The 26,949-nt window shown below is 67.4% G+C and carries 20 protein-coding genes; 9 read left to right on the forward strand and 11 right to left on the reverse strand.

Annotation, left to right across the window (positions count from 1 at the left end; genetic code table 11):
* Positions 1-55: 55 nt before the first annotated feature.
* From glnA (DFO47_RS15490) to DFO47_RS15500, 3 genes are read left to right on the forward strand one after another with little or no spacing between them, the layout of a single operon-like run.
* Positions 56-1,396 carry a type I glutamate--ammonia ligase gene (glnA, locus tag DFO47_RS15490; RefSeq protein WP_109864349.1) on the forward strand — a complete coding sequence of 447 codons (1,341 nt, stop codon included), beginning with the start codon at positions 56-58 and terminating at the stop codon, positions 1,394-1,396.
* A 9-nt stretch (positions 1,397-1,405) separates the two neighbouring features.
* On the forward strand, positions 1,406-4,417 hold the full coding sequence (locus DFO47_RS15495) for a bifunctional [glutamine synthetase] adenylyltransferase/[glutamine synthetase]-adenylyl-L-tyrosine phosphorylase (protein WP_133832226.1): 3,012 nt from the start codon (positions 1,406-1,408) through the stop codon (positions 4,415-4,417).
* Complete coding sequence (locus tag DFO47_RS15500) at positions 4,407-4,952, forward strand: GNAT family N-acetyltransferase (RefSeq protein ID WP_133832227.1); 546 nt, start codon at positions 4,407-4,409, stop codon at positions 4,950-4,952. Before DFO47_RS15495 ends, DFO47_RS15500 begins: the two co-directional genes overlap by 11 nt.
* Before the next feature lie 279 nt (positions 4,953-5,231).
* Here the strand turns inward: DFO47_RS15500 and glnA (DFO47_RS15505) are convergent, their stop codons facing one another.
* Complete coding sequence (gene glnA / locus DFO47_RS15505; protein ID WP_018763577.1) at positions 5,232-6,656, reverse strand: type I glutamate--ammonia ligase; 1,425 nt, start codon at positions 6,654-6,656, stop codon at positions 5,232-5,234.
* 287 nt (positions 6,657-6,943) lie between these two features.
* On the opposite strand from glnA (DFO47_RS15505), the gene DFO47_RS15510 reads away from it, so the two are divergent.
* Entirely contained in the window at positions 6,944-7,381 is a 438-nt protein-coding gene (locus tag DFO47_RS15510) for an RDD family protein (protein WP_133832228.1), read from the forward strand.
* Here DFO47_RS15510 and DFO47_RS15515 read toward each other — a convergent pair.
* The 4 genes from DFO47_RS15515 to lipB all read right to left on the reverse strand — a co-directional run bounded on the left by DFO47_RS15515 (position 7,314) and on the right by lipB (position 10,389).
* A complete protein-coding gene (locus tag DFO47_RS15515) occupies positions 7,314-7,748 on the reverse strand; it encodes a DUF3817 domain-containing protein (protein ID WP_133832229.1) in 435 nt (144 codons plus the stop codon). The two genes, DFO47_RS15510 and DFO47_RS15515, sit on opposite strands and share 68 nt — an antisense overlap.
* A 114-nt stretch (positions 7,749-7,862) precedes the next feature.
* Entirely contained in the window at positions 7,863-8,615 is a 753-nt protein-coding gene (locus tag DFO47_RS15520; RefSeq protein ID WP_133832230.1) for a DUF4191 domain-containing protein, read from the reverse strand.
* An 89-nt stretch (positions 8,616-8,704) separates the two neighbouring features.
* A complete protein-coding gene (gene lipA / locus DFO47_RS15525; RefSeq protein WP_133832231.1) occupies positions 8,705-9,724 on the reverse strand; it encodes a lipoyl synthase in 1,020 nt (339 codons plus the stop codon).
* Positions 9,721-10,389, reverse strand: coding sequence for a lipoyl(octanoyl) transferase LipB (gene lipB / locus DFO47_RS15530; protein WP_018761073.1), 669 nt, complete (start codon positions 10,387-10,389; stop codon positions 9,721-9,723). The genes lipA and lipB overlap by 4 nt, the downstream gene beginning before the upstream one ends.
* Positions 10,390-10,527: 138 nt before the next feature.
* On the opposite strand from lipB, the gene DFO47_RS15535 reads away from it, so the two are divergent.
* Entirely contained in the window at positions 10,528-12,183 is a 1,656-nt protein-coding gene (locus tag DFO47_RS15535; RefSeq protein WP_133832232.1) for a serine/threonine-protein kinase, read from the forward strand.
* 41 nt (positions 12,184-12,224) lie between these two features.
* On the opposite strand, the gene DFO47_RS15540 is transcribed toward DFO47_RS15535, so the two are convergent.
* Positions 12,225-13,127 (reverse strand): TIGR01777 family oxidoreductase, encoded by a 903-nt coding sequence (locus DFO47_RS15540; protein ID WP_133832233.1) that lies wholly within the window; start codon positions 13,125-13,127, stop codon positions 12,225-12,227.
* A 73-nt stretch (positions 13,128-13,200) separates the two neighbouring features.
* Here DFO47_RS15540 and DFO47_RS15545 point away from each other — a divergent pair, with 73 nt between their 5' ends.
* Positions 13,201-16,734 (forward strand): S41 family peptidase, encoded by a 3,534-nt coding sequence (locus DFO47_RS15545; RefSeq protein WP_133832234.1) that lies wholly within the window; start codon positions 13,201-13,203, stop codon positions 16,732-16,734.
* An 82-nt stretch (positions 16,735-16,816) separates the two neighbouring features.
* Here DFO47_RS15545 and DFO47_RS15550 read toward each other — a convergent pair whose 3' ends face one another.
* The 5 genes from DFO47_RS15550 to DFO47_RS15570 form a co-directional block, all read right to left on the reverse strand.
* A complete protein-coding gene (locus tag DFO47_RS15550; protein ID WP_018761077.1) occupies positions 16,817-17,245 on the reverse strand; it encodes an OsmC family protein in 429 nt (142 codons plus the stop codon).
* 151 nt (positions 17,246-17,396) lie between these two features.
* Entirely contained in the window at positions 17,397-17,750 is a 354-nt protein-coding gene (locus DFO47_RS15555) for a hypothetical protein (RefSeq protein WP_133832235.1), read from the reverse strand.
* Positions 17,751-17,905: 155 nt separating this feature from the next.
* Positions 17,906-19,639, reverse strand: coding sequence for a 2-oxoglutarate dehydrogenase, E2 component, dihydrolipoamide succinyltransferase (gene sucB, locus DFO47_RS15560; RefSeq protein WP_133832236.1), 1,734 nt, complete (start codon positions 19,637-19,639; stop codon positions 17,906-17,908).
* A gap of 114 nt (positions 19,640-19,753) precedes the next feature.
* Positions 19,754-21,136, reverse strand: coding sequence for a dihydrolipoyl dehydrogenase (lpdA, locus tag DFO47_RS15565; RefSeq protein WP_109864052.1), 1,383 nt, complete (start codon positions 21,134-21,136; stop codon positions 19,754-19,756).
* Positions 21,137-21,390: 254 nt separating this feature from the next.
* Positions 21,391-22,914 (reverse strand): leucyl aminopeptidase, encoded by a 1,524-nt coding sequence (locus DFO47_RS15570; protein ID WP_133832237.1) that lies wholly within the window; start codon positions 22,912-22,914, stop codon positions 21,391-21,393.
* Positions 22,915-23,168: 254 nt separating this feature from the next.
* Here DFO47_RS15570 and DFO47_RS15575 point away from each other — a divergent pair, with 254 nt between their 5' ends.
* The 3 genes from DFO47_RS15575 (at position 23,169) to DFO47_RS15585 (ending at position 26,926) form a co-directional block, all read left to right on the forward strand.
* Positions 23,169-24,107, forward strand: a complete 939-nt coding sequence (locus DFO47_RS15575) for a PAC2 family protein (protein WP_018761082.1) — start codon at positions 23,169-23,171, stop codon at positions 24,105-24,107.
* 51 nt (positions 24,108-24,158) lie between these two features.
* The gene (locus tag DFO47_RS15580; RefSeq protein ID WP_018761083.1) at positions 24,159-25,505 is read left to right on the forward strand and encodes an MFS transporter; all 1,347 of its coding nucleotides are present in this window, start codon (positions 24,159-24,161) and stop codon (positions 25,503-25,505) included.
* Positions 25,506-25,597: 92 nt separating this feature from the next.
* Positions 25,598-26,926 carry a DUF4192 family protein gene (locus tag DFO47_RS15585; RefSeq protein ID WP_166651736.1) on the forward strand — a complete coding sequence of 443 codons (1,329 nt, stop codon included), beginning with the start codon at positions 25,598-25,600 and terminating at the stop codon, positions 26,924-26,926.
* Positions 26,927-26,949 lie beyond the last annotated feature (23 nt).

Genomic DNA, 26,949 nt, shown 5'->3' on the forward strand with positions numbered 1-26,949 from the left:
CTTTCCCCTTTGCGCGGGCCCCGGAGCATGAACGTTGACCGGAGAAGAGGCCATCATGGACCGCCAGCAAGAATTTGTCCTGCGCACGATCGAAGAGCGCGACGTACGTTTCGTGCGCCTGTGGTTCACCGACGTCGTGGGATCGCTGAAGTCCGTAGCCCTGGCGCCGGCCGAGGTCGAGGGCGCCTTCGAGGAAGGCCTTGGCTTCGACGGCTCCGCTATCGAAGGGCTGGCCCGGGTCTTCGAATCCGACATGCTGGCCCAGCCCGATCCGTCCACCTTCCAGATCCTGCCCTGGCGTGGCGAGACGGAACAGACCTCGCGCATGTTCTGCGACATCCTCACTCCCGACGGCGAACCCTCGGCAGCGGACCCCCGCAACGTCCTTAAGCGCACGCTGGCCAAGGCCGCGGACATGGGCTTCACGTGCTACACCCACCCCGAAATCGAGTTCTACCTCCTGAAGTCCCAGGAACCGGGCCCGAACGGTGCACCGGTGCCGGTTGACGAGGGCGGCTACTTCGACCATGTCCCGGGTGGCGTGGCCCAGGACTTCCGCCGCACCGCCGTAACCATGCTGGAATCGGTGGGCATCTCGGTGGAATTCAGCCACCACGAGGCCGGACCCGGACAGAACGAGATCGACCTCCGCTACGCCGACGCCCTGCAGACGGCGGACAACATCATGACCTTCCGTACCGTGATCAAGGAAGTGGCCCTGCAGCAGGGCACGTACGCCACCTTCATGCCCAAGCCGTTCACCGACCACCCGGGCTCCGGCATGCACACGCACTTCTCCCTGTTCGAAGGCGATACCAACGCGTTCTTCGAAGCCGGCGCCGAGTTCCAGCTGTCCAAGACGGCCCGGCAGTTTATTGCCGGCATCCTCAAGCACGCCCCGGAATTCACCGCCGTCACCAACCAGTTCGTCAACTCCTACAAGCGCCTTTGGGGCGGGGGCGAGGCTCCGAGCTACCTGAGCTGGGGTCACAACAACCGGTCCGCGCTGGTCCGCGTGCCGCTGTACAAGCCGGGCAAGGGCCAGTCTGCACGGATCGAATACCGTGGAATCGACTCAGCGGCCAACCCCTACCTGGCCTACGCCGTCCTGCTTGGTGCAGGCCTGAAGGGCATCGAGGAAGGCTACGACCTGCCTGCGGCGGCCGAGGACGACGTCTGGTCGCTGAGCTCGGCCGAACGGCGCGCCATGGGCCACGATCCGCTCCCCGCCAGCCTGCACGATGCCATCCGTTCCATGGAAGATTCCGAACTGATGCCGCAGATCCTGGGCGAACAGGTCTACGAGCACTTCCTGCGCAACAAGCGAGCCGAATGGCAGGACTACCGCCTGCAGGTGACGCCCTACGAGCTGCAGCGCAACCTCGGCATTCTCTAGGTGCCCGGCGTGAGCCTGGCACGCCGCCTCATCGCGGCCGGATTCAGCGACCTGGAGAAGGGCGAACGGTTCCTGGCCGCGCGCGAACTCGAGGGGCTGGACCAGGACAGGCTCTTCGCCGGACTCCAGCTTGCTGCCAGCCCGGATACTGCACTGCAGTCCTTGGTCCGGCTGATCGAAAGGCACCCGCAGCTCCGGGACCTGGCGGGCGCCGAACTGGAGGCCAGCGAACCGCTGTACCGTGTCCTGGGAGCCTCCGAGGCGCTGGGGGAGTTCCTCATCCGGCACCCCGAACACTTGGCCGCATTCCGGGTCCGTGCCAGCCCCGAACCGCTGCCCGCCGATCCTGACAGGCTGCGGGCCACACTCCTGCAGTCAGTGGGTGCCGACCCGCGCGCCGCCCGCCCCGTCGCCGCCGTGACCGGCGCCGACGCCTATGCCGCCCTGCGCACGGCGTACAGGCGCGGCCTGGTGGACCTGGCCGTCAAGGACCTCTGCGCCGCCGATCCGCTGGACTTCCTGCCGTCGGTGGGCCGTGAACTGGCGGACCTCGCGGCCGCTGCCATCGAAGCCGCCCTCGCGGTGTCACGCGCCGAAGCGGCCGGCCAGTTCGGCGCCGCCGACGTCGCGGACGTGGGCCTTGCCGTTATCGGCATGGGCAAATGCGGAGCCCGCGAGCTTAACTACATCTCCGACGTCGACGTCATCTACGTGGTGGACGCCGGAAGCCTGGAAGACGCGCACGCCAACACTATCGGCACCGCCCTGGCCAGCGGCATTTCGCGGGCCATCTCGTCGGTGGCACGGGAGCCCGGGCTGTGGGAGGTGGACGCGAACCTCCGTCCGGAAGGGAAATCAGGTCCGCTGGTCCGCACCCTCGCCTCGCACGAAACGTACTACGCCAGGTGGGCTGAAAGCTGGGAATTCCAGGCGTTGCTGAAAGCACGGGCCATGGCCGGCGACGCCGCGTTGGGCCGGCGGTACGAGGAAGCCGTGGCACCGCTGATCTGGAATTCGGCGGGGCGCGAAGGCTTCGTTGAATCCGTCCAGGCCATGCGGCGAAGGGTGACCGAGCACATCCCGCCCGCGGAGGAACAGCGGCAGATCAAGCTGGGCCGCGGCGGGCTTCGTGACGTCGAATTCACCGTCCAGCTCCTTCAGCTGGTGCACGGCAAGGCTGATGAGTCATTACGACGACGGGACACCACCTCCGCGATCGCCGCGTTGTCCGCCGGGGGGTACATCGGCCGGTCTGACGCCGCCGCGTTCGATAATGCCTACCGGTACCTGCGCCTGCTGGAACACCGGATCCAGTTGTTCCAGCTGCGCCGTACCCACCTCATGCCCGTGGCGGAGCCGGCCCTGCGCTCCCTGGCCAAGGCCGTGCTGGGACCGTTCTCCAATGAGCGGCCCGGACCCGATGCACTGTTGTCCGCGTGGCAGCGGACCAAACGCTCGGTCCGGGAACTACACGAACGCATTTTCTACCGGCCGCTGCTGAACACGGCAGCCAAGCTCAGCACCGAGGACGCAAAGCTGACGCCGGAAGCCGCCCAGGGGCGCCTTGCCGCCCTCGGCTACCGCGACCCGCAGGGGGCGATGCGCCACATCGAGGCGCTGACGGCCGGAGTCAGCCGCCGCGCGGCGCTCCAGCGGCAGCTGCTGCCCATCCTGCTGGACTGGCTCGCCGAGGGGGTCGACCCCGACGCCGGCCTCCTGGCGTTCCGGCGCGTCAGCGAGGCGCTCGGCACCACGCACTGGTACCTGGGCATGCTCCGGGACTCCAACGCCGCCGCTGAACGACTGTGCCACATGCTGTCCAACTCCCGGCTGATCGCCGACCTGCTGGAAGTATCGCCGGAGTCCGTGGCATGGCTGGGGCAGGACAAGGACCTGGTGCCGGTGGGCTTCGAAGCCCAGTGGCATGAAATCACCGCCAAAATGTCCCGGCACGCGGACCCGGAGAGCGCCATGCGCCTGATCCGCCTGATCCGGCGCCGGGAGATCCTGCGCATTGCCATCGCCGACTCGGCGGGCCTCCTTGACCAGGACCAGGTGGGCCGGGCGCTGGCGGATACGGACCGTGCGGCGGTCCTGGGCGCACTCAGGGTGGCAGAGGGGATCGTTTCCGCCGGCGGGCCACTGAAGACCACCGTCCTGGTGGTCGCCATGGGACGCCAGGGCGGCCGGGAGATCGGCTACGGCTCCGATGCCGATGTCATGTACGTGCACCGGGCCCTCCCGGGCTTCACGGAGGCCGAGGCACAGGAACAGGCCACCCGCCTCGTCGCAAAGGTCTCCAGCCTGCTCACCCAGCCATTGAAACCGGCCATCATGGCCGAACGCGTGCTCCAGATGGATGCCGACCTCCGGCCGGAGGGCAAGAACGGGGCCATGGTGCGCTCCCTGGACTCCTTCGCCGAGTACTACCGCAGGTGGTCCCTGGTGTGGGAGGCGCAAGCACTGCTGCGGGCACGTCCGATGGCCGGCGACGATGCACTCGCCGCCGATTTCCTGGACCTGATCGATCCCATCCGGTATCCGGCGTCGCTGTCCGACCAGGACGTGCGTGAGATCCGGCGCATCAAGGCCAGGGTTGAATCGGAGCGGCTGCCGCGCGGCGCCGACCCCGCACGGCACCTGAAGCTGGGCCGCGGCGGCCTAAGCGACGTCGAGTGGCTGGTGCAGCTGCTGCAGCTCCAGCACGCCGGGAGGCATCCGGAACTGCGAACCACGTCCACGCTGGAAGCCTTGTCCGCAGCGGACGGCCTGGGGCTGCTGGACGATTCCGACGCGGTCCTCCTGGCAGATGCCTGGCGGCTGGCAAGCCGGATCCGGTCCGCCAACGTCATCTGGAGCGGCAAGGCCTCTGACCTCCTGCCATCCTCCCGCCGGGACCTGGAAGCCGTAGCGCGCTGGTGCGGCTACGAGCCGGGCCGGGCCGCAGCGCTGGAAGAGGACTACCTGAGGGTGAGCCGGCGGGCCCGGGCGGTCTTTGAACGCGTCTTCTATGGGCAGTGAGGATCCGGGCTGGGTCTGGCTCATCCCGCTCCGCGACCTTGACCCGGACGCCCGCGCCATCCAGCTCGGTGCCGTTGCCGGCCTGGGGCTGCTGCCAGGCCAAGAGCGTTTCGTCGGCGACCCCCTGCGCATGGCACTGGCAGGGCTGGAAGAAGAATCCCGGCGCCCGTACGTCGTGGAGTCCTCCGGGTCCGCCGTTGGGGTGTTGACGCTACAGCTGGGCGCCGCTCGGCTGGCCGGTTGGCGCGACGACGATTCAGCCTGGCTGCTTCGCGGTTTCCTCATTGACCGCAGGTTCCAGGGAAAAGGGCTGGGGACGCTCGCCGCCGTTGCCGCCGTGGACGCCGCCCGGCGGCTCACCGACCGGCACCACAGCGGTGAGGCCGGCGTCGTCCTGTCCGTCAATGAGGCAAACCTGGCAGGACTGTCTGCCTACCGGCGGGCCGGTTTCGCCGATGCCGGACAGTACCTGGGTGGCTCCGCGGGGCCGCAACGGACCATGTTCCACAGTTTCGGCTGCGCGGCGCGGCCGTAACCCGCCGGACCGGCATTGCGCTCAGCAAGCGTTTGCCCGATCATGTGGATTGGCGGTGTTCTTCAACCTTGTTGGGGGGAAGGCTGTACTGAGTCTTCGTCTCGGGGGGCATTCGTCAGGGGGTCCGGCTCCCGGTCTCAGCACGTCTGGAGCCGGGCCCCCACCTTTCCGCTCACCGTTCCCGCGGGCTTGCGCCAGGGGACGGAAAAAGGCGGCCACCGGATGGTTCCGGTGGCCGCCTTTTTGTTAGGTCAGCAGGCCTGGCATGCAGGCTGCCGGCTAGACGCCGTAGTAGAGCTCGAACTCGTAGGGGTTCGGGCGCAGCGACAGCGGGCGGATCTCGTTCTCGTACTTGTACTCGATCCAGGTGTCGATCAGGTCCTGGGTGAAGACGCCGCCGGCCTGCAGGAACTCGTTGTCCTCGCGCAGCGCCTCCAGGGCTTCCTCCAGCGTGCCCGGAGCCTTCGGGATGTCCTTGGCTTCCTCGGCCGGGAGCTCGTAGAGGTCCTTGTCGATCGGAGCCGGCGGCTCAATGCGGTTGCGGATGCCGTCGATGCCGGCCATCAGCTGGGCCGCGAAGGCCAGGTACGGGTTGGAGGAGGGGTCCGGAGCGCGGAATTCGATGCGCTTGGCCTTGGGGTTGGAGCCCGTGATCGGGATACGGATACCAGCGGAGCGGTTGCCCTGCGAGTAGACCATGTTGACCGGTGCTTCGAAGCCCTTGACCAGGCGGCGGTAGGAGTTCACCGTGGGGTTGGTGAAGGCCAGGACGGCGGAGGCGTGCTTGAGCAGGCCGCCGATGTACCAGCGGGCGGTGTCGGACAGGCCAGCGTAGCCCTTCTCGTCGTAGAACAGCGGCTCGCCGCCGTTCCACAGCGACTGGTGGCAGTGCATGCCCGAGCCGTTGTCACCGAAGACGGGCTTGGGCATGAAGGTGACGGACTTGCCCCAGGCGTCCGCGGTGTTCTTGATGACGTACTTGAACTTCTGCAGGTCATCGGCCGCGTGGGTCAGGGTGGTGAACTTGTAGTTGATCTCGGCCTGGCCGGCGGAGCCGACTTCGTGGTGGCTGCGCTCGACCTCGAGGCCGGCTTCGTCCAGGGCAACGCACATGGCATCGCGCAGGTCGGCCTGCTTGTCGGTGGGGGAGACCGGGAAGTAACCACCCTTGACCGGGGTCTTGTAGCCCAGGTTGCCGCCCTCTTCCTCGCGGCCGGTGTTCCAGTGGGCTTCCTCGGAGTCGATCTTGTAGAAGCTGCCCTGCGGGGAGGACTGGTACTGGACGTTGTCGAACACGAAGAACTCGGCTTCGGGAGCGAAGAACGCGGTGTCGGCGATGCCGGTGGAGGCCAGGTAGGCTTCTGCCTTCTCGGCCACGCCGCGGGGGTCGCGGTGGTACGGGTCGCCGGTGCGCGGGTTCACGATCGAGAAGTTCAGCGCGAGGGTCTTCTCCATGCGGAAGGTGTCCAGGAACGCGGTGGTCACGTCCGGGATCAGCTGCATGTCAGATTCGGCAATGCCCTGGAATCCGCGGATGGAGGAACCGTCGAAGAGCTGGCCGTTGACGAAGAAATCGGCGTCAACACTCTTGGCGGGGACGTTGAAGTGCTGCTGGACGCCCGGAAGATCGGTGAAGCGGATATCGACGAACTTTACATCTTCGTCCTTGATGAACTTGAGGACTTCGTCCGCAGTCTTGAACATCTATGCTCCTAACGCATATGTAAATATCTGGCATGCAAGCCATGTGGTCCAGCGCAATCCAAAGGCAGGGAGAACGCAAGGTTTTCCCTGCTGGTACACCTGCCGTGGGGATTTGCTTGAAACTTCTCACAGCCTATGGATCAGGCATTTCCCGTCCGTGTCCGCATTGTTTCGGGCAGGTTACAGAATGCCCTGCTATGGAAACGCTATCGCCCGTCCACAGTGTGGTCCAACCCCATCCACACTGTGGGCGCCCCTGCCGGCCGCAGGGCCGGTAGGCTTGGACGGTGGTAGATCGCAAAGACATTGGCTCCTGGCTCAGCGGACCGGACACCTCCGGCGTCTCGAAATATCCGGGGGAGCGGCTGGGCCTGCCGGAGTCCGGTCCCGGCTCCATCGCACGGGCAGGGCGGCGGATCGTCGCGATCATGATCGACTGGGGCATTGCGCTGCTGATCAGCAATTTCGCCTTCGGTGGCGACTCCTGGGCGACGCTCGGGGTCTTCGCGATCGAGCAGATCCTGCTGGTGGGAACCCTCGGCTACAGCATCGGCCACCGGGTGATGGGCATCGCCGTGGTGAGGCCCGGCGGCGGCATCCCGGGACCGCTCGCGGCCCTGGTGAGGACGGTGCTGCTCTGCCTGGTCATCCCCGCCGTCATATTCGACCCCGACCAGCGCGGCCTTCATGACAAGGCCATGAATACGCTGCTGGTCCGCCGGTAGCCGCTGCTCTTGCTAGGTGCGGCTGGACGTGAGGCGGGCCGGGGTGCCCTCCGGCGCGGGGGGCGCCAAGGTAGCCGCGGCGTCCGGCCCAGCGCTCGAACAGGATGGTCGCGAACGGGAAGATCGCGGAGAAGCCTGCCAGCGCCGCCACCCGGAAAGGCCACCGCTGCACACGCCATAGCGTGAGCGCTGCCAGGCCGTAGCCGATGAACAGCGCGCCATGGACCGGGCCCGCCACCTGGACGCCAACTTCGGTGGTTCCGGCGATCCATTTGAAGTACATCCCGGCCAGCAGTGCTGCCCAGCTGCAGGCTTCGGCGATGGCGAGGATCCGGAAAGCCCGGATCACGGTGGTCCTCAGCGGCATGGTGGTGTTCCTGTCGTTGGTAGGTGCACGGTCCGTCATATGGTGGCCGCCGCGTGGGCGGCAAGAAAAAACGCCCCGGCAGCCGGCTGTGCCGGTTCCGGGGCGTTCGGCCAGCTAGCGTCCGCGGTTGGGACGGGCCTTGTGCGGGTCGATGCCCTTGGGGATCGGCAGCCGGGTGCCCATGGATGCGATGCGCTTGGACACGGTGCTGACCTCCAGCTTGGTCAGTTCGTTCTTCATCTTGCCCATCTTCTTGGCCACCTGGCTCAGCGGGACCTGGCCTTCGCCGTGCCCGGTCTGGATCGTGTGGACCGGAACGTTGGGCAGGATCCGTGCGAGGCGCTTGCGCTCGGCATCCAACAGGGGCTTCACGCGGTGGGTGGGGCCTTCACTGACAAGGACGACGCCGGGACGGCCTACCGCACGGAACACGGCATCCTGCGTGCGGGGGTTGACAGCCACAGGCTGTTCCTCGGTGATCCAGCCACGCCGCAGCGTGCCCAGCGCGGCACCGGAGGCGCCGGGCTGGTTTTCGATTTGCGCGAACGCTGCGCGTTCGGCACGGCGGGAGAGAATGAAGGTGGCCGCCAGCAGGCCCAGCGGAATACCGATGATCAGGCCGGTGATCCAGTTATCCAGCCAGAAGCCCACCAGGAAGCTCACGGCTACAACGCCCAGGAACACCAAGAGCATCAGCCACGGAACCATGGGGTCGTGGCGGCGGGTCATGGTGAAGACCTCGCCGATCTGCTTGAGCCTGCTGGGCTTCTTGGCCTTCGCTTCCTTCGGCTTGCGCGAGAACAGGCCGCGCTTCACCGCGCTTGGGCCCGCCGGGGTGGAGTTGCTGGAGTCAGGGGATTTAGCCATAGTGCCTCAATTCTACGTGACTTAAATGCCAAGGCCGGACGCCGGAATCGTCCGGTGTCCGGCCTGGGGCCAGCCAGTGCGGGGGCGCGTCAGGAATGCGCTCCGAGGAGGGTGCTGGCTTCCTGGCGGGTGGTGCCGGAGTCTTGGATGCCGTCGGCGATGTGGGCGAGTTCGGCGGGGATGTCGCGGCCTTTTTTGCGCATGGCGGTGGCCCAGAGGCGGCCGGCGCGGTAGGAGGAGCGGACCAGGGGGCCGGACATGACGCCGAGGAAGCCGATGTCCTGGGCTTCGTGCTGGAGGTCGACGAATTCCTGGGGTTTGACCCAGCGGTCCACGGGGAGGTGGCGTTCGGAGGGGCGGAGGTATTGGGTGATGGTGATCAGGTCGCAGCCGGCCTCGTGCAGGTCGCGGAGGGCTTCGGAGATTTCCTCGCGGGTTTCTCCCATGCCCAGGATGAGGTTGGATTTGGTGACCATGCCCATGTTGCGGCCTTGGGTGATGACGTCCAGGGAGCGGTCGTAGCGGAACGCGGGGCGGATGCGTTTGAAGATCCGGGGCACGGTTTCGACGTTGTGGGCGAAGACTTCGGGGGCGGAGTCGCAGATCGCTTTGATGTGGTCGGGGTTGCCGGAGAAGTCGGGGATGAGCAGTTCCACGCCGGTGCCGGGGTTCAGTTCGTGGATCTTGCGGACGGTTTCGGCGTAGAGCCAGACGCCTTCGTCTTGGAGGTCGTCGCGGGCCACACCGGTGACGGTGGCGTAGCGCAGTTGCATGGACTGGACGGAGCGGGCCACCTTGGTGGGTTCGAACATGTCCACGGGGGAGGGTTTGCCGGTGTCGATCTGGCAGAAGTCGCAGCGGCGGGTGCATTCGGACCCGCCGATCAGGAAGGTCGCTTCCTTGTCTTCCCAGCATTCGAAGATGTTCGGGCAGCCGGCTTCTTCACAGACGGTGTGCAGGCCTTCTTTTTTGACCAGGTTCTTCAGCCCGACGAACTCCGGGCCCATCTGGACCTTGGCCTTGATCCATTCCGGCTTCCGCTCCACCGGAACGGCAGCATTGCGCTGCTCGATCCGCAGCATCTTCCGGCCTTCAGGTGCCAATGTCACAGTAGAGCTCCTTCAGGGCTCGAAACCAATGCTTCTTCGTGCTTGTGGAATTCCTCCACGAACCGGTCCACAATATGGGCCGGACGGATGTCCTGTCCTGTTTCCAAGGACATGGTGGTCACGCCTGCATCGGTGATGCCGCAGGCAATGATCTGGCCGTAGGGGGCGAGATCGTTGCTGCAGTTGATGGCGATGCCGTGCATGGTGACGCCGTTCAAGACCCGGATGCCGATGGCGGCGATCTTGCGGTCGGGACCGTTGGCGTCCGCCTTGATCCAGACGCCCGCGCGACCCTTGATGCGTTCCGCCTTGATGCCGTAGTCCGCCATGACCGTGATCATGATGTCTTCGAGGCGTTCCACGTAGTCGCGGATGCCGGCACGGTTCTTCAGCTTCAGGATGGGGTAGGCCACCAGTTGCCCGGGGCCGTGCCAGGTGAGTTTGCCGCCGCGGTCCACCGCGACGACCGGCGTGCCGTCAAACGGCCGTTCGTGGTCCTCGGTGAGCTTGCCGGCTGTATAAACGGCTGCGTGCTCCAGGAGCAGGACTGTGCTGGGGGCAACTCCGGCGACAACCTTGTCATGGAGCTCGCGCTGGGCTTCCCAGCCTTCCATGTAGTCAACGAAGTCGGGGGCAAGACCCAGCTGTGAAAACTCAAGAGTCATGGAATCCAGCTTAGACCCCGAAGCCGTCCCGGCCCGGTTTAGTGTCCAAGCTCACCGGCGGGCACCCAATGTGACTGCAGCGGCCACGGCCTGTGGATAACTTCTGCAGCCCGCCCCGGATTCCGATAGACATGGAGCATGGATGGTGCACAAGCTCCCGAAGTCCCGGGCTACGACGTCGGCCGGCTGCTTGGCCGCGGCGGCAGCGCGGATGTCTGGCTGGCCACGGAACAGCGCACGGGCAGGGACTTTGCGCTGAAGTGCTTCCGTGCCCCGGACGGCAGAGCCCGGGACGAGGCCATGCGGGAGGAGGAAGTGCGGAGGGAAATCCGCATCCTCAGTGTCTTGGACCACCCGCACCTCATCAGGGCCCACGATGCCGTGCGCGTCGCTGGGCCCGCGCCGGGGACGGCCCTGACCATGGACTTCGCCGCTGGCGGTTCGCTGGCGCAGTTGGTGGCATCCCGGGGCAGGCTCAGCGTGGGAGAAAGCGTCACCGTCCTGACTCCCGTTGCGCAGGCCCTGGGATACCTGCACGCCCAAGGCTTCACGCACTCGGACGTGGCGCCCGGGAATATCCTGTTCACCGGGCAGGGGAAACCGATGCTGTCCGATGTCGGTGTGGCCCGGATGCTCGGCGATCCTGGCCGGGCAGTGACGGCTGGAACCGGCGGCTTCGTTGACCCGTCGCCGGTTGATGCCGCCCGCGCGGGGCTTCAGCCAGGACGCGATGTGTTCTCGCTGGCCGCGATTGGTTGGTTTTGCCTGACCGGTGAAGCGCCCGGCCGCACGCTGGACCGCCCGCCGCTGTCCTTGCTGGTTCCCGGTGTCCCGAAGGAGCTTGCCGCAGCCCTCGAACAAGGGTTGAACGAGGACCGCCGGCTGCGGCCTACTGCCATGGCGCTGGGTACTGCCGTCTTCCGCAGTGCGGAGGCGCTGCCTCTTGACCTCTCGGGTGCCGTCCATCCCACGGTCCTTCCGGAGCTGCTCACCCGCCGCAGTATCCCGGCCGAAGCGAAGGGTTCCGCGCTGGGCACGAGACTCCGGAGGCTGCGGCGGCGGCTCTCGACCTTGCGGTGGCCGGGCCCGGCAGCGCGGGCCCGGATCCGCCGCTTTCCTTCGCCCCAGGCCGAAGCAACGTCACATGGGAAGCATGCGGGCGCCCCTGCCGGGGTCCGGGCACTGCATATTCCGCGGCTGCCGGTCCGGCTCGCCTTGCCGGCAGTGGGCGTGGCGGCGGCTGGGATGTGGTGGCTGGCCGCTTCCGCCGGTGCAGGACCGTGGCTCGGAGACTCCGCTCCGGGCATGCCGTCCGCTGCCGGCGTTCCGCAAGGACCGGCCGCGCCAGGCCATGACGCCGGGCGTAGCCCCGTCGACGTGCTGGCCGAGGCCCGGCAGCAAGCTGCGGCTGCCGATCCTGCGGTGGCTGTTCGGGGGCTGGCCGCGCTGCGGGATCATGCCTTCAATACCGGGAGTGTGGATCTGCTGTCCGCCGTCAACGCGCCCGGATCGCCCGCCGCGGCCGCTGACCAGGACATTGCCGGGCCATTGGGTGCTTCCCGCCAGCGCCTCGACGGTTTCGCCACGATGGTCTCGGAGGTCACGCCCGAATCCGGGTCGACGCAGGACCACGCCGTCGTGCGCTTGACCTCCGCCTCCTCGGGTTACCAGGCCGTGGGCCCGGAGAACGAGGTGCTGGCGACAGGGCCGGCCAGCCCGGCGCAGCGGCTCAGGCTGGTCCTGGTGTCCGTGGACGGCCGGTGGAAGATCAGCAACATCCTTCCGGGCGGCTGATGACGCGCCCGCGGGCAGGGCTGCCGCACCAGTGCCCCTGGTCAGCCGGCGTTGTCCTTCCCGACCACCCAGCGGGCTGCGGCGTCAAGGTTCCCGTGCTGCCACTGGAAGCCGGCAGCCGACAAAACTGCAGGCTCCATCCGCTGGCTGAACAACAGAAGCTCTTCAGCGAGCCCGGGCATCACGGTCCGCAGCACGGGCGCCGGAACCCGCAGCACGGCAGGCCGGTGCAGGGCGCGCGCCAGCGCCGCAACGATCGCATTGACGTCCGCCTGCCCGGGGGCCGCGACATTTACCGGCCCCGCCACCTGGGATTCGAGGAGGAACAGGAAGGCGGCCGAGACATCCGGAAGCGTCACCCACGGCCAGAACTGGCGGCCGTTTCCGAACGGGCCGCCCACGCCCAGCCGCAACAGGGGGAGCAGCTTGCCCAGTGCTCCGCCGGAACGGCTGAACACCACCCCGGTGCGGGGCGTCACGACGCGAACACCCTCGGGCGCCAGGTTGGCTTCGCGTTCCCACTCGATGCAGATCTGTGCCAACGTGCCTGAACCGCCAGGTGCGTCCTCGCGCAGGACCGTGTTGCCGGCGTCGCCGTAATAGCCTGACGCTGATTGGCTGATGAAGGTGGCAGGCGGGGTTTCAAGCTGCGCCATGGCCTGCACCAGGGTCGTGGTGGGCGCCAGCCGCGAACTGAACAGTTCCTCGACCCTGCGCCGCGTCCAGGGCTTGTCGCCGATGCCGGCGCCGGCCAGGTTGACGACGGCGTCGGCGCCGGCAAGGGCGCCGGGGTCCAGGACGCCGGCCGCCGGATCCCACCTGATCTCTGATGCGCCCGCAGGTTGTCGGCGGACCAGTGTCACCACCGAGTGGCCGGCGTCGCGGAAGGCTGCGGACATGGAGGTGCCGATGAGCCCGGAGGCGCCGGCCATGACGATGTGCATGGTCCATCTCACCACGCCAGCGCGGCTCCGGCACCTCCCGCGGGGGCAGGCGGTGGTTGACTATGATCGAACGATGACTTCCTCGAGCTACTTCCGTTTCCCGCATCTGCACGGCGACCTGGTCACTTTCGTGGCCGAGGACGACGTCTGGATCGCGCCCCTGGACGGCGGCCGGGCCTGGCGCGTCTCGTCCCTCCAATTACCCGCCCGCAACCCGCGGTTCACCCCGGACGGCAAGCGGCTGGTGTGGACGGTGGTGCAGGGCACGGCGCTGGAGGTTGTCTCGGCACAGGTCGACGGCGGCGGATACCGGCAGCTCACCTACTTCGGGCACAGCAGCACCAGGGTCAAGGGGTTCACCGCCGGCGGTTCCGTGGTGGTCACCAGCGCATTCCGGCAGGCCGAAAGCCGGCACACGTACGCCTACAGTGTCCCGTTGGACGGCGGGTGGGCGCAGGAACTGCCGTACGGCCCGGTTGAATCGGTTGCGTTCGGCCCCGAGGTGGGCGACGAACGTCCGGTGGTGCTGGGGACCGTGCTGTCCCGCGAACCGGCATGGTGGAAGCGGTACCGCGGCGGTACCGCCGGAAAGCTGTGGATCGACAACGACGGCAACGGCGAATTCGAACGGCTGCTGCCCGACTTGGACGGCAATCTCGCCGACCCCCTGTGGGTGGATGGCCGGATCGCCTTCCTCTCCGACCATGAGGGCTACGGCAACCTCTACTCGGTGCTGCCCAACGGACAGGACCTGCGCCGGCACACCGACCACCAGGACTTCTACGTCCGGCACGCCGCCACCGACGGCAAACGGGTCATCTTCGAATCCGCCGGTGAACTTTGGGTCTTGAGTGACCTCGAATCGGAGGCGGTCAAGCTGGAGATCTCCCTGGGCTCTGCCTCGCAGACCAGGCGTCCGGCCCTCCTCGACCCGGCAAAACACCTCGGCGCCGTGGCACCCGATACCACCGGAGCCGCCAGCGCCGTCGAATCGCACGGAACCATCCACTGGGTGCGCCACAAGGACGGGCCCTCCCGCATCATCGAGGCAACCCCGGGTGTCCGCGGGCGCCTGCCCCGGCCCCTGGGCGACGGCCGCATCGCCTACATCGCCGACCACGACGGCGTCGAGGCGCTGCACATCAAGGACATCGCCGCACCTGTCCCGCACAGTGCCCAGCAGGCGACGGCACCGGGCCAGGAACCTACGGCGGACCACTCTGCCGACGCCGGACAGACGGGCACGGAGGGCCCCGAAACGCCCAACCTGCCGCAACCGGTCCCGGCCTCCGGCGCCGCAGTCCTTGCGGGCGGAAACCAACATGTTCCCGCCGACGACGACCAGCAGGCAGACGTCGCCCCGCAGGACTCGACGGCCGCCGCGGAAAACAGGGAGGACACGGCGCCCACCGGCATCACCGTCCCCACGCCGTCGCGGGCCAGTTCGCTCGAAGCCAGCCCGGACGGCCGGTGGATAGCACTGGGCACCTCGTTCGGCGACGTCCACGTGGCCGACACCCGAACCGGTAACCTCACGCGCGTTGCCAGCATCGGCGAAGGCAGCATCTCCGAGCTGGCCTGGTCCGCCGACTCGCGCTGGCTGGCGTGGTCGGAACCGGTCACGTCCTTCGGCTCACGCAGCCGCCTGCGCCTGGCCACCGTGGACCGCCTCGATGCCGATCCCGTGGAGGTCACTGACGGCCGTTTCCGCGACGCCTCGCCGTCGTTCACCCCTGACGGCAAGTTCCTGGCGTTCCTGTCCAACCGCAGCTTCGATCCGGTCTACGACGGGCACTCGTTCGACCTTTCCTTCCCCAGCCCCATCAAGCCCTACCTGGTGGCACTCGCAGCTGACACGCCGTCGCCCTTTGGCCCGTCGGTGGATCCCGCCGGCGAGGAGACCGCACCCGAAACCGTAAAGAACGGCGCGGACGCAAGTGAAGGGCAGCAGGACAGCGCGGCAGCTGTCCACGTCGACCCGGAAGGCCTGGCGCACCGCGTCATCGGGGTTCCCGTACCCCAGGGCAACTACAGCTCACTGAAGGCCGTGGACGGCGGACTCCTGTGGCTCGACTCCGTCCTGGCCGGCGTGACCGGCGACGGCAAGGCCAGCCAGGAGGACAAGGACGCCCGCCCCAGCCTGGTCCGCTACGACGTCGCCCGCCGCAAGCAAGCCACGCTGGTGGACGCCGTGGACAGCTACCGCCTGTCCGGGGACCGCAGCAAGGTGGTCCTGGTCTCGGACAAGCAGGTCACTGCCGTTCCATCCGATGCCAAGGCGGATGAGGAATCCGGCAAAGCCGTCAAAGTGGACCTGGGCAGGATCAGGGTCCTGCTGGACCCGCTGAGCGTCTGGGGACAGGCGTTCGATGAAGCCTGGCGCCTGCAGCGCGACTTCTTCTGGACCGAAGACATGGCCGGCCAGGACTGGGAATCCATCCGCGCCCGGTACCGTCCCCTGGTGGACCGCCTCGGCTCGCACGATGACCTGATTGACCTGCTGTGGGAGCTGCACGGCGAACTCGGCACATCCCACGCCTACGTGCGCCCGGCCGCAGTGATCGAGCGGGGCAGCCGCGGGCAGGGCCGCCTCGGCGCCGACCTCACCCACACACCGCAGGGCTGGGAGATCACCCGCATCCTGGCCGGTGAGTCCTCCGATCCGCTCGCCACGTCGCCGCTGACCCGGCCGGGTGTCAGCGCCAAGGCAGGGGACATCCTCCTTGCCATCGATGGTGTCCCCTTGTCACAGGCCGTCACCCCGGCCATGCAGCTGGTGGGTGCGGCCGGACGCGCAGTGGAGCTGACCCTGCTCAACGGCCCGGGACACGGCGGCGCTGCAGGGACCCAGCGGCGGGTCGCCGTCGTGCCTGTCAAGGACGAGGAACGGCTGCGGTACCAGGAATGGGTCGCCGGCAACCGGCGCACCGTCCGCGAGGCCTCGGACGGAACATTCGGCTACCTCCACATTCCGGACATGATGGCCAACGGCTGGGCCCAGCTTCACCGGGACCTGGACACCGAAACCGCGCTGGACGGACTCATTGTCGATGTGCGCCGGAACCGTGGCGGACACACGTCCCAGCTGGTCGCTGAGCTGATCGGCCGCAAGGTCACCGGCTGGAGCATGCCGCGCGGGGAGAAGCCCCGGACGTATCCGCACCACGCTCCGCGCGGGCCGGTGATCATTCTCGCCGACGAATTCGCGGGCTCGGACGGTGACATCATCACCCAGGTCTCCAAACTGCGGGGGATCGGGCCGGTCATCGGAACGCGGACCTGGGGCGGCGTGGTGGGCATCGACAACCGCTTCTCCCTGGCCGACGGCACGGGAGTCACCCAGCCCAGGTACGCCACCTGGTTCGGCGGCGGTGTTGGGTGGAGCGTTGAAAACTACGGCGTGGACCCGGACATCGAAGTGACCTACCCACCGCACGCCTACGCCGCTGGCCGCGATCCCCAGCTTGAGTACGGCATCGGCGCGCTCAAGGAAATGATCCAGGAACTGCCCACCGACCGTCCGCCGGCCCGCTCCGGATACCGCCGCCTGAAGCCTGCGCCGCTGCCCGCCCGCCGGCAGGCCGGCCAGGCGGAGACGCCTGCCTAGGTTTTTCCGGGTAACCAAAAGGCCCTGCTCCGCCGGACATCCGGCGGGACAGGGCCTTTTTGGTGCTCTATGCCGGCAAGGCTTAGGCCTGAAGCGTGGCATCCAGGGTGATCTCGATCCCGGCGAGGGCCTGGGAGACCGGGCAGCCCTTCTTCGCGGCCTCGGCGATCCGCTGGAAGTCCTCCTCCGAAATGCCGGGGATGCGGGCATTCAGGGTCAGGTGGCTGCCCGTGATGCCGGTCCCCGGCTGGAAGCCGACCTCGGACTTGGTGTTGACTTCCTCAGGCGTGAAGCCGGCCTGGCTCAGTTCGTGGCTGAACGCCATGGAGAAGCATGCCGAGTGGGCGGCGGCGATCAGCTCTTCCGGGCTGGTCTTTCCGCCGGCGGCCTCGGTGCGCGCCTTCCAGGTGACATCGAAGGTGCCAAGGCCGGAGCTGTCCAGGGTGGTGTTGCCCGAACCCTCCGTCAGGCTTCCGGTCCATACAGTGTGCGCATTGCGTGTTGTCGCCATGTCTCTCCTCAACGTCGGTTCGAATCCGGGCCGGCCACCCGCGGCCGGGCCCGCCGTTTCCCATCCTAGGGACCACGTCCGTCCGGTGCACGGGTTGTCCGCTCTCAGAGGATTATGACCGGACAGACGTTTACGGCCGGCTGGTGCGGGGCTACTGCCAGATGGTGGCGATGGCCACGTTCACCAGTGCCAGGCCGCCCACGCCGTGGGCCAGGCCGGTGGAGACAGGCTGCCCGTTCTTGACCTTGCGTGTCCCGATGACGGCCAGGACTGCCACGACGACGGCAATGACGAATTTGATGCCCAGCTTGGCGTAGTTCGGATCCTTGTCCGGGAGGAACGGCAGGATGCCCATCATGGCAATGCCGGTGAGGAGCTGCAGGAACGCGCCACCGCGCTGGCGCGGGTGGACGGTGGGGGTCCGCATCGTGGCAATCCAGTAGCCTACGATCATGGCGGCTCCCACGACGTGCAGGAAGACCAGGGTGTTGAAGAGAATAGTCATGGCACCAGCTTAGCCAGTCAATTCTACGGCCCGTAGCAAAGCCACGCCACGGCGGCCCCGGGAGCGGCTGCGTTGGTTAAACCGCGACGGCGGCGCCGGCCGCGGGCGGTTTCCCACCTGCGCCGGCACCGCCGTCGTTGTCTTTGCTGCGGAGGCTAGAGCCCCAGATCAGCTTCGAAAGCGCCCTCTTCCAGGCGTGCCTTCAAGGTCTGGAGGAAGCGGCCGGCGTCCGCACCGTCCACCAGGCGGTGGTCGTATGTCAGGGACAGGTACATCATGGAGCGGATGGCGATCGAGTCGTCACCGTTTTCGTCAGCAACCACGACGGGCCGCTTGACGATGGCGCCGGTGCCCAGGATGCCCACCTGCGGCTGGTTGATGATCGGGGTGTCGAACAGGGCACCAACGGAACCGATGTTGGTGATGCTGAACGTGCCGCCGGAGAGTTCGTCCGGACCGATCTTGCCGTCGCGGGTGCGGGATGCGACGTCGGCGATCTTGCCGGCGAGGCCGGCAAGGTTCAGGTTGCCGGCGTCGGCGATGACTGGAACCAGCAGGCCCTTGTCGGTGTCGACGGCGATCGCCAGGTGCTCGGCGTTGTGGTAGGTGATTTCCTGCTTGTCTTCGTCGTAGGCAGCGTTGAGCTTCGGGTGCTGCTTGAGGGCCTCGGCCACAGCCTTGGCGATGAAGGGCAGGAAGGTCAGCTTGGTGCCGTTCTGGGCCTGGAAGGAGTTCTTGGCCCGGGCGCGCAGCTTGGCGACCTTGGTCATGTCCACCTCGTGGACCTGCGTCAGCTGCGTGGAGACCTCGAGGGATTCGCGCATGCGGCGGGCGATGACCTGGCGGATGCGGGGAGCCTTCTGGGTGGTGCCGCGCAGGGAGGAGGCAGCAGCGCCGGAAGCGGCCGGAGCGGACGCGGCAGGCGCTGCAGCCGGAGCTGCGGCGGGAGCGGCTTTTGCCTCTGCCGCGGCGATGACATCCTGCTTGCGGATGCGGCCGCCGACGCCGGTGCCGGACAGCGAGGAGATGTCAACGCCGTGCTGGTTGGCGAGCTTGCGGACCAGGGGAGTGACGTAGCCGGACTCGGAACCGCCGGCCGGGGCTGCCTCCTGGGCTGCGGGTGCAGCGGGTGCTGCAGCCGGGGCGGGAACCGCAGCAGGTGCCGGGGCCGGAGCCGCGGCAGGGGCAGGAGCTTCCTGCTTGGGGGCTTCCTGCTTCGGAGCCTCCTGCTTGGGAGCCTCGGGAGCAGGTGCGGCAGCCGGAGCCGGAGCCGCAGCAGCGGGAGCGCCGGAGCCAATGACGGCGAGCACGGAGCCGACCTCGGCGGTTTCGTCCTCGTTGACCCGGATTTCCTGCAGGGTGCCTGCCACCGGAGACGGAATTTCGGTGTCCACCTTGTCAGTGGAAACCTCGAGCAGCGGCTCGTCCACCTCAACGGAGTCGCCTACGGCCTTCAGCCAGCGGGTGACGGTGCCTTCGGTGACGCTTTCGCCGAGCGCGGGCAGGGTGACGCCGTGGCTTTCGCCGCCGGCCGCCGGTGCCTGCTGGGCAGGAGCTTCCTGGGCGGGAGCTGCCTCAGCCGGTGCGGGTGCTTCCTGGGCCGGTGCTTCCTGCGCAGGGGCTTCTTCGGCGGGTGCGGAACCGCCGCCGGAGCCGTCGCCGATGCGCACCAGGGGTGCGCCTACCTCGGCGGTCTCATCTTCAGCGACCAGGATTTCTTCAATCACGCCAGCTACGGGAGAGGGGATTTCAGTGTCTACTTTGTCGGTGGAGACTTCGAGCAGCGGCTCGTCCACCTCTACCCGGTCACCTACCTGCTTGAGCCAGCGGGTGACGGTTCCTTCGGTGACACTCTCACCGAGGGCGGGCAAGTTAACGGATTCAGACATGTCGTCCCCGTTCTCCTTATTGATCTTTAGTGCGAATGATTGCTGCCATGGTGGAAGCCTAGTGCACCCGGCCTGCGCGGCCGGGTGCACCAGGCCTGGTAATACTGTGGAAAATCAGCCGTGCAGCGGCTTGCCGGCCAGCGCCAGGTGGGCTTCGCCGAGGGCCTCGTTCTGGGTGGGGTGGGCGTGCACCAGCTGGGCGACGTCCTCCGGGTAGGCTTCCCAGTTCACGATCAGCTGGGCCTCGCCCACCTGCTCGCCCATGCGGGCTCCGATCATGTGGACGCCAACCACGGGGCCGTCCTTCTGGCGGACCAGCTTGACCAGTCCGGAGGTGCCCAGGATGGAGCTCTTGCCGTTGCCGGCCAGGTTGTACTCCTGGGTCTGGACCTGGTCGTCGCCGAACTTTTCCTTGGCAGCCTTCTCGGTGTAGCCAACCGTGGCGATTTCGGGTTCGGAGTAGGTGACCTTGGGGATGTTGATGTCCTCGACAACCACCGGCTTCAGGCCGGCGATTTCCTCGGCAACGAAGATGCCCTGCTGGTAACCACGGTGCGCCAGCTGCACGCCGGGAACGATGTCGCCCACCGCGTAGATGTTGCCGACGCCGGTGTGCAGGCGCTCGTTGGTGATGACGAAGCCGCGGTCAATGGTGATCCCCGCGTCCTCGTAGCCCAGGTTGGCGGTGACGGGGCCGCGGCCAACGGCAACCAGCAGCAGGTCGGCTTCGAAGGTCTTGCCGTCCACGAGGGTGACCTTGACGCCGTCGTCATTCTGCTCGACACCCTGGAAGAACACGCCGGTGGAGAACTTGATGCCGCGCTTCTTGAAGGCACGCTCGAAGTTCTTGACGATCGTCGCGTCCTCGTTGGGAACGAGGGAGGGGAGGCCTTCGACGATGGTGACGTCCACGCCGAACGACTTCCAGACCGAGGCGAACTCGACGCCGATGACGCCGCCGCCGAGGATGATGGCGCTCTTGGGGATGTAATCCATGGTGAGGGCCTGGTCCGACGTGATGACCTTGCCGCCGATTTCCAGGCCGGGAAGGGTACGGGAGTAGGAGCCGGTTGCCAGGACGATGTTCTTGCCCTTGTAGGCGGTGCCGTTCACGACGACGGTGTCGGTGCCCTGCAGCTTGCCTTCACCCTCGATGACGGTGATGCCCTTGGACTTGATGAGTCCCTGCAGGCCCTTGTACTTGCCGGCGATGATGCCGTCCTTGTAGGCGTTGACAGCGTTGATGTCGATGCTGTCGAGGGTGACGTTCACGCCGTACTTGGCGGAGTCACGGGCGTGGTCTGCCAGCTCTGCAGAGTGCAGCAGGGCCTTGGTGGGGATGCAGCCGTTGTGGAGGCAGGTGCCGCCCAGCTTGCCCTTCTCCACGAGGCCGACGGTAAGGCCCAGCTGTACCGCCCGCAGCGCCGCGGCGTACCCGCCGCTGCCGCCACCGAGTACCAGGATGTCGAATTCTTGCGCAGTTGCCTGATCGGCCACTAAAACGCTCCCTCGCGTGAACGATGACGCGATCAGCGCGCATCATCTGGTCTTGGAACTTGCACTGCCGTGATTATGTCAGCAGGGCAACTCTCTTGCATTTGTGACTACCGTGGTTCACCTTAGCGAACCACCTATCCATGCTCCACCTTGACGGCGCGTTTGTGGAGCGCTTGTGGCCAGTGTCACGCGGCTTTGTGGCGGAGGGATCACCCCCGCCGCAAAGCCGCGCGGCACGGCCCGTCAAGCCTTGATCAGGCCGCGGCGAGGATGTCCTCGACGTACGCGACCAGGGTCCGGACGGTGCAGCCGGTGCCCTGCTTGTGTGTGTAGCCGTACGGGCTGCCGTTGTTGAATGACGGCCCGGCAATGTCGATGTGCGCCCACGGGATCTGCGCGCCCGCCTTATCCTTACCCACGAACTCGCGCAGGAAAACGGCAGCGGTCATCATGCCGCCGTGCCGCTCTCCGATATTGGCAAGGTCCGCCACCTGGGAGTCCAGGCTGGGGCGCAGTTCTTCCGGCAGGGGCATCGGCCAGACCAGCTCGCCGGCGCGGTCCGCGGCAACCTTGAGCGCGCCGGTGACGCTGTCCGAGCCCATGATGCCCGCGGTGCGGTTGCCCAGTGCGATAAGCTGCGCGCCGGTAAGGGTGGCGACGTCAATGATGGCGTCCGGGTATTCGCCGCTCGCTGCGACGATGCCGTCCGCCATGACCAGCCGGCCTTCGGCATCCGTATTAAGTACTTCCACGGTCTTGCCGCCGTACATGGTCAGGACATCGGCGGGGCGGGAGGCGGCACCGCCGGGCATGTTTTCGGCGATGCACAGCCAGGCCGTGGCCTTGACGGGCAGGCCCAGCCCGGCGATGGCCAGGACAGTGTTAAGGACGACGGCGGCGCCCGCCATATCGCTCTTCATGTCACCCATGTTCAGGGCCGGCTTGAGGGAAATTCCGCCGGTGTCGAACGTGATGCCCTTTCCGACGAGGGCGATCTTCGACGTCGCCTTGGCGGGGGAGTATTCGACCTTCACCAGGCGCGGCTGCCGCGAGGAGCCCTTGCCAACGCCCATGATGCCGCCGAAGCCTTCCTTCTCCAGGCGCTTCTCGTCCCAAACGGTCACCTTCACCGGAAGGCCCTTGGCGAGATCCTTGGCGGCCTCTGCGAAGGATTCCGGGTACAGGTGGCTGGGCGGGGTGTTAACGAGGGACCGGGTCGCATTCACGGCCTTGGCCACCAGGCCTGCGCGCTTCAGCGCGGAGTCCACCCCGGCGGTGCCGGCCAGTTCGGTGAAGATCACGGCGTTCCGGACCGGGTCCTTCAGCCCGTCAGTCGAGGACCGGAACTCGGTGAAGGAGTAGGCGCCCAGCGCCGCGCCCTCGGCGACGGCAGCGACGTCCTGCACGGTCGCCGTCGGAAACGCCAGGGTGACTGTGGCCAGGCCCGCAAGCTGGCGGACCGCCGAGCCTGCGGCGCGGCGAAGAGCCTCGCCTGCCAGCGGTTCGCCGGCCGCGACCTTGCCAACCCCGGCCAGGGCCAGGATCCCGGCTCCGGTTTCGGGCAGCCCCGGCAGGCGTACAAGCTGGTCTGCCGCGCCGGTAACGCCCAGCGCCTTGAGGGATTCCGTGAGGGCTTCCGCGGACTTTGCCGTCAAGGGGTTGTCCAGGAGAACGGGCCCGTCGGTTCCCTGCCCCACCCCGATGACCACTGCCTCGCTGGCGCTCTTCTTCAAGTCCCGCGAGACGGTACTAAGGTTGATTTCAGTATTCTTGACCACAGGGATGAGTCCTCAATTCTCGAAACGTTCGGGCAGGAATGCATGTTGGGCGCTCTGCCATGGTGGCCCGGCTCCGGCCGTCGTGAACCGCTCCGGGGGCGTGCCAGCCCGCCTGGCAGGCCAGTTCCGATCGTAGCCCTTCCGCGCCACGGCGGGAGAATTTCCTGAGATGTGCGCCACACGGGGTGCCGGAATGCCCGGCCCGTCCGCCGCGTTATGCAAGATGTCCACCCGAACCCTGAAAGGAACACGCCGTGCTTGAACGGATTTCCGGCTCCCTGCTGGACCCCGACGCGCTCTACGCCAGCAACATCGAGCTGTTCCACAGCCCCGATCTGCGGGGGTTGAACCTGGTCATGGGTTTCACCGGTTTCGCCGACGCCGGCCACGTGGTGAAGCAGATCAACGCCGAACTGCTGGACACCCTCGATGCCCAGCCGGTGGCGGTCTTCGACGCCGACCAGCTGATCGACTACCGGTCCCGCCGCCCGCACCTGAGCTTCGTGGAAGACCACATCCAGGACTACCAGGAGCCCCGCCTGGCCCTGTACCGCCTCGTCGACGGCCTCGGCAAACCGTTCCTCCTCCTGGCTGGATTCGAACCCGACCTGCAGTGGGAGCGGTTCGCCCGCGCCGTGGTCAACATCGTGGAGAAACTCGATGTCAACCTGGTCACGTGGATCCACTCGATCCCCATGCCGGTCCCGCACACCCGTCCCGTGGGCGTCACCGTGCACGGAAACCGGCCTGAGCTGATTGAAGGCATTTCGGTGTGGAAGCCCACCGTGGAAGTTCCAGCCGCCGTCGGCCACATCCTGGAATTGCGCCTCGTCGAAGCCGGACGCAATGTCGCCGGCTACGTCATCCACGTGCCGCACTACCTTGCGGAGGCAGAGTACCCCACGGCCGCCGTCGCCGGCCTCGAATACCTCGGTGCTGCGACGTCGCTCATGCTGCCCACCGACCGGCTTCGTGAATCGGGCCGTGACGTCAGCCGCCAGATCGCCGAGCAGATCGAGGCGTCCGAGGAAGTCCAGCAGGTGGTGGCCCGCCTCGAAACGCGCTACGACGAGAAGGCCGACGGCATGGTGCGGCGCTCGCTCCTGGCCAACGAAAATGACGAGCTTCCCGACGCCGACGACCTCGGCGCCGCCGTGGAAGCATACCTGGCCAGGGAGAATCCGAAGCCGTAGCGGCGCGTCACGGCTTCGGGGGAGCCTGCCGGGGCCGGGCATAATGAACAAGTGACTGCTCCCCGCGCCTGGCTGATTTGGACCGTTGGAATTTTCGGGTACCTGGTGGCCGTGGCGCAACGCACCTCCTTCGGGGTAGTGGGCCTTGAGGCCACCGAGCGCTTCCATGCCACGGCCTCGGCCATATCCTTTTTCACGGTCCTGCAACTGCTGGTCTACGCCGGGTTGCAGATCCCGGTCGGATTGCTGGTGGACAGGTTCGGCTCCCGGGCAATGATCGCCGGCGGTGCCGTGCTGATGGGGCTGGGCCAGTTGCAGCTTGCCTTTGCCGAGAGCATCCCGGGCGGGGTCCTTGGCCGCGTGCTGGTGGGAGCCGGCGATGCCATGACCTTCATCTCGGTGATCCGGCTCATCCCGCTGTGGTTTGCTCCGGTCCGCGTCCCCCTGGTGACCCAGCTGACCGGCATGTCCGGCCAGCTGGGGCAGCTGTTCAGCGTCCTTCCCTTCGCGCTCGTCCTGCACCTGTCGGGCTGGACTCCCGCCTTCCTGATGCTGGCCGGGATGTCAGCCCTCGCCGTCGTGCTGGTCCTCCTGCTGCTGCAGGACGTTCCGCCGGGCACCGAACGCCCGGACGCCCGGCAGGGGCTGAAAGCAACCGGCGTCTCGCTGGCGCGCGCCTGGCGCCAGCCCGGAACCAGGCTGGGAATGTGGAGCCACTTCACCATCCAGTTCAGCGGCACCGTGTTCGCGATGACCTGGGGCTACCCGTTCCTGATCTCCGGCCAGGGCCTGGACGCCGGTACCGTTGCAGCTCTGATGGCGCTGTATGTTGCCGCTGCCATGGCCGTGGGACCCTTCATTGGCCGCTTCGTTTCCCGCCACCCGCTGCGCCGCTCCACCATGGTCCTGCTCATTGCCGGTTTCACGGCCGCCGCCTGGGCCGCGGTGCTGTTGTTGCCCGGCAGGTCTCCGCTGTGGCTGCTGGCCATGCTGGTGGTCGTCCTCGCCATCGGCGGCCCGGGGTCGATGATCGGTTTTGACTTCGCGCGGACTTTCAACCCCGCGCACCGGATCGGGACGGCCACCGGCATCGTCAATGTTGGCGGTTTCATTGCCGCCCTGGTGTCCATCTTCCTGATCGGCCTGGTGTTGGACCTGCTCTATGCCACCGGATTCTCGCAGGGTGTCCTGTATGGCCTGGACCCGTTCCGGCTGGCCCTCAGCGTCCAGTTCCTGCTGCTCGCGATTGGATCGGCAGCGATCGTTGCCTCCAGGCGAAAGGTGCGCCGGCAGATGGCGGCGCAGGGAATCGTCGTGCCGCCCCTGCGCAGTGCCTTGGCGCGGCAGCGCCGGGAGAGCCTGGCCCGCCGCCGGCAGCCTGCACCTACCGACGACTAAGGGCGCAGGCCACTGGTCCTCCACCGCTCGGGTTTCCCACATAGCCGAACGGCCCGGTGCGCGCTGCGCGGCAGGGGGCCAATGCTGGAGCCATGACAGCTCCGGAACGATTGACAGTCCACGGCCCCGAAGACATCCTCGGCTTCATCCCGCATTCGCTGGGATACTGGCCGGCATCGAGTCTCGTGGCCATGACCTTGCGCGGCACCACGCTGGGAGCCACGCTGCGGCTTGACCTTCCCGACCTGGAGACACAGGTGGACCCGTCGGGGTTCGCCCGCGCCGTCCGCCGCTACCTGCAGTCTGACGTCGAGGCCGACGGCTCGCTGCTGGCGATTTTTACCACCGACGCCGGGGCGGCGCCGCCTACCGCCTACGACCAACTGGTCCGCGAGGTGCAGGCTGTCCTGGACCAGGCGGGCATGCCTGTCCGTCACGCGTGGTTCGTGGGCGACGAGTATTGGCGGGACGCCCTGTGCCGGGACTCGTCGTGTTGCCCACCGCCCGGCCGCCCGGTCCAGCAGATCAGGGACAGCACGCTTAATGCCGAGATGGTGTACCGGGGCAGCAGCATCGAGGCAGCGCCGGGATCGGGCACTGCGCTCCTGCCGGCGCTGCCGGGCAAATATGTGGCCTCCGTCCTGGCGCGGGAGGACGGCTGGATGGAAGAACTGGCCGGGCGGACCCGGAGCAGGGCCCAGTTCAGCTCCGTGCTGGACTTCTGGGAGAGGATCCTGGGCCAGCCGGCCGCGACGCCGTGGCAACCGGACGCCGAGCGCGATGCGTTCCTTCGCGCCACCATCTTCGTGCCGACTTGGCGCGATGCCGTTCTGGTCATGGCAGCAGCGGGCAGGAGTGCCGCGGAGGCAGGAGCTGAGCTTTTCGGGGCCCTTGACGATGTGGGTGCGTCTGAGGTTGCCGGCGACTCCGCCGTGTTCGCGCCGTTGGCCTCGCCGGCCGCATGCCTGGACACGGCGCCGCGGTTGCGGACGCCGGGGTTCGGGGCTGCAACAGCGCCTGCGCGGCTGGGCCGGGACCGCCGGCCACGTTTACTGAACCCCGCCGGACCTCCGGTTGCCGGTTACGGCGAGATCCTGATGGGAGTGGCGCCTGAGGTGCCCTGCTGGGCGGCCCTGGACATGTTGGACCGCGTCCTTGAACACTTGGCAGCGCCGGGCGGACGGGCCGGGGCTGCAGCCTTGGCCGGCAGGGGATGGATAGCCTGGTGCCGCGGCCGCGGATCGTACGCGGCCGCCTACCTGGGCGAGGCGCTCCGGCTTGAGCCCGGGTACAGGCTGGCGGAATTGTTGCTGGACATTGTCGCGCGGGGTGCGCTCTGCGGCTGGGCGGCGCGGAAGGACGCTGCCTGGCAGAAATTCGGGCCGGATCCCTTTGGGCGGGAGCGCGGAGGTGTGGTCTGACGCCCGGCCGGGGTGGCCCCGGG

Origin of the sequence: Arthrobacter sp. AG258 (genome assembly GCF_004364695.1) — a bacterium.
In the GTDB taxonomy this organism is placed as follows: Bacteria; Actinomycetota; Actinomycetes; order Actinomycetales; family Micrococcaceae; genus Arthrobacter.

Excerpts from the sequence above, each read along its gene's own strand:
- DFO47_RS15550 (WP_018761077.1), bottom strand. The coding sequence starts at position 17,245 with ATGGCGACAACACGCAATGCGCACACTGTATGGACCGGAAGCCTGACG.
- DFO47_RS15520 (WP_133832230.1), bottom strand. The coding sequence starts at position 8,615 with ATGGCTAAATCCCCTGACTCCAGCAACTCCACCCCGGCGGGCCCAAGC.
- glnA (WP_018763577.1), bottom strand. The coding sequence starts at position 6,656 with ATGTTCAAGACTGCGGACGAAGTCCTCAAGTTCATCAAGGACGAAGAT.
- glnA (WP_109864349.1), top strand. The coding sequence starts at position 56 with ATGGACCGCCAGCAAGAATTTGTCCTGCGCACGATCGAAGAGCGCGAC.
- DFO47_RS15500 (WP_133832227.1), top strand. The coding sequence starts at position 4,407 with ATGGGCAGTGAGGATCCGGGCTGGGTCTGGCTCATCCCGCTCCGCGAC.
- DFO47_RS15535 (WP_133832232.1), top strand. The coding sequence starts at position 10,528 with ATGGATGGTGCACAAGCTCCCGAAGTCCCGGGCTACGACGTCGGCCGG.
- DFO47_RS15545 (WP_133832234.1), top strand. The coding sequence starts at position 13,201 with ATGACTTCCTCGAGCTACTTCCGTTTCCCGCATCTGCACGGCGACCTG.
- lipB (WP_018761073.1), bottom strand. The coding sequence starts at position 10,389 with ATGACTCTTGAGTTTTCACAGCTGGGTCTTGCCCCCGACTTCGTTGAC.
- DFO47_RS15515 (WP_133832229.1), bottom strand. The coding sequence starts at position 7,748 with ATGCCGCTGAGGACCACCGTGATCCGGGCTTTCCGGATCCTCGCCATC.
- sucB (WP_133832236.1), bottom strand. The coding sequence starts at position 19,639 with ATGTCTGAATCCGTTAACTTGCCCGCCCTCGGTGAGAGTGTCACCGAA.
- DFO47_RS15585 (WP_166651736.1), top strand. The coding sequence starts at position 25,598 with ATGACAGCTCCGGAACGATTGACAGTCCACGGCCCCGAAGACATCCTC.
- DFO47_RS15555 (WP_133832235.1), bottom strand. The coding sequence starts at position 17,750 with ATGACTATTCTCTTCAACACCCTGGTCTTCCTGCACGTCGTGGGAGCC.
- DFO47_RS15540 (WP_133832233.1), bottom strand. The coding sequence starts at position 13,127 with ATGCACATCGTCATGGCCGGCGCCTCCGGGCTCATCGGCACCTCCATG.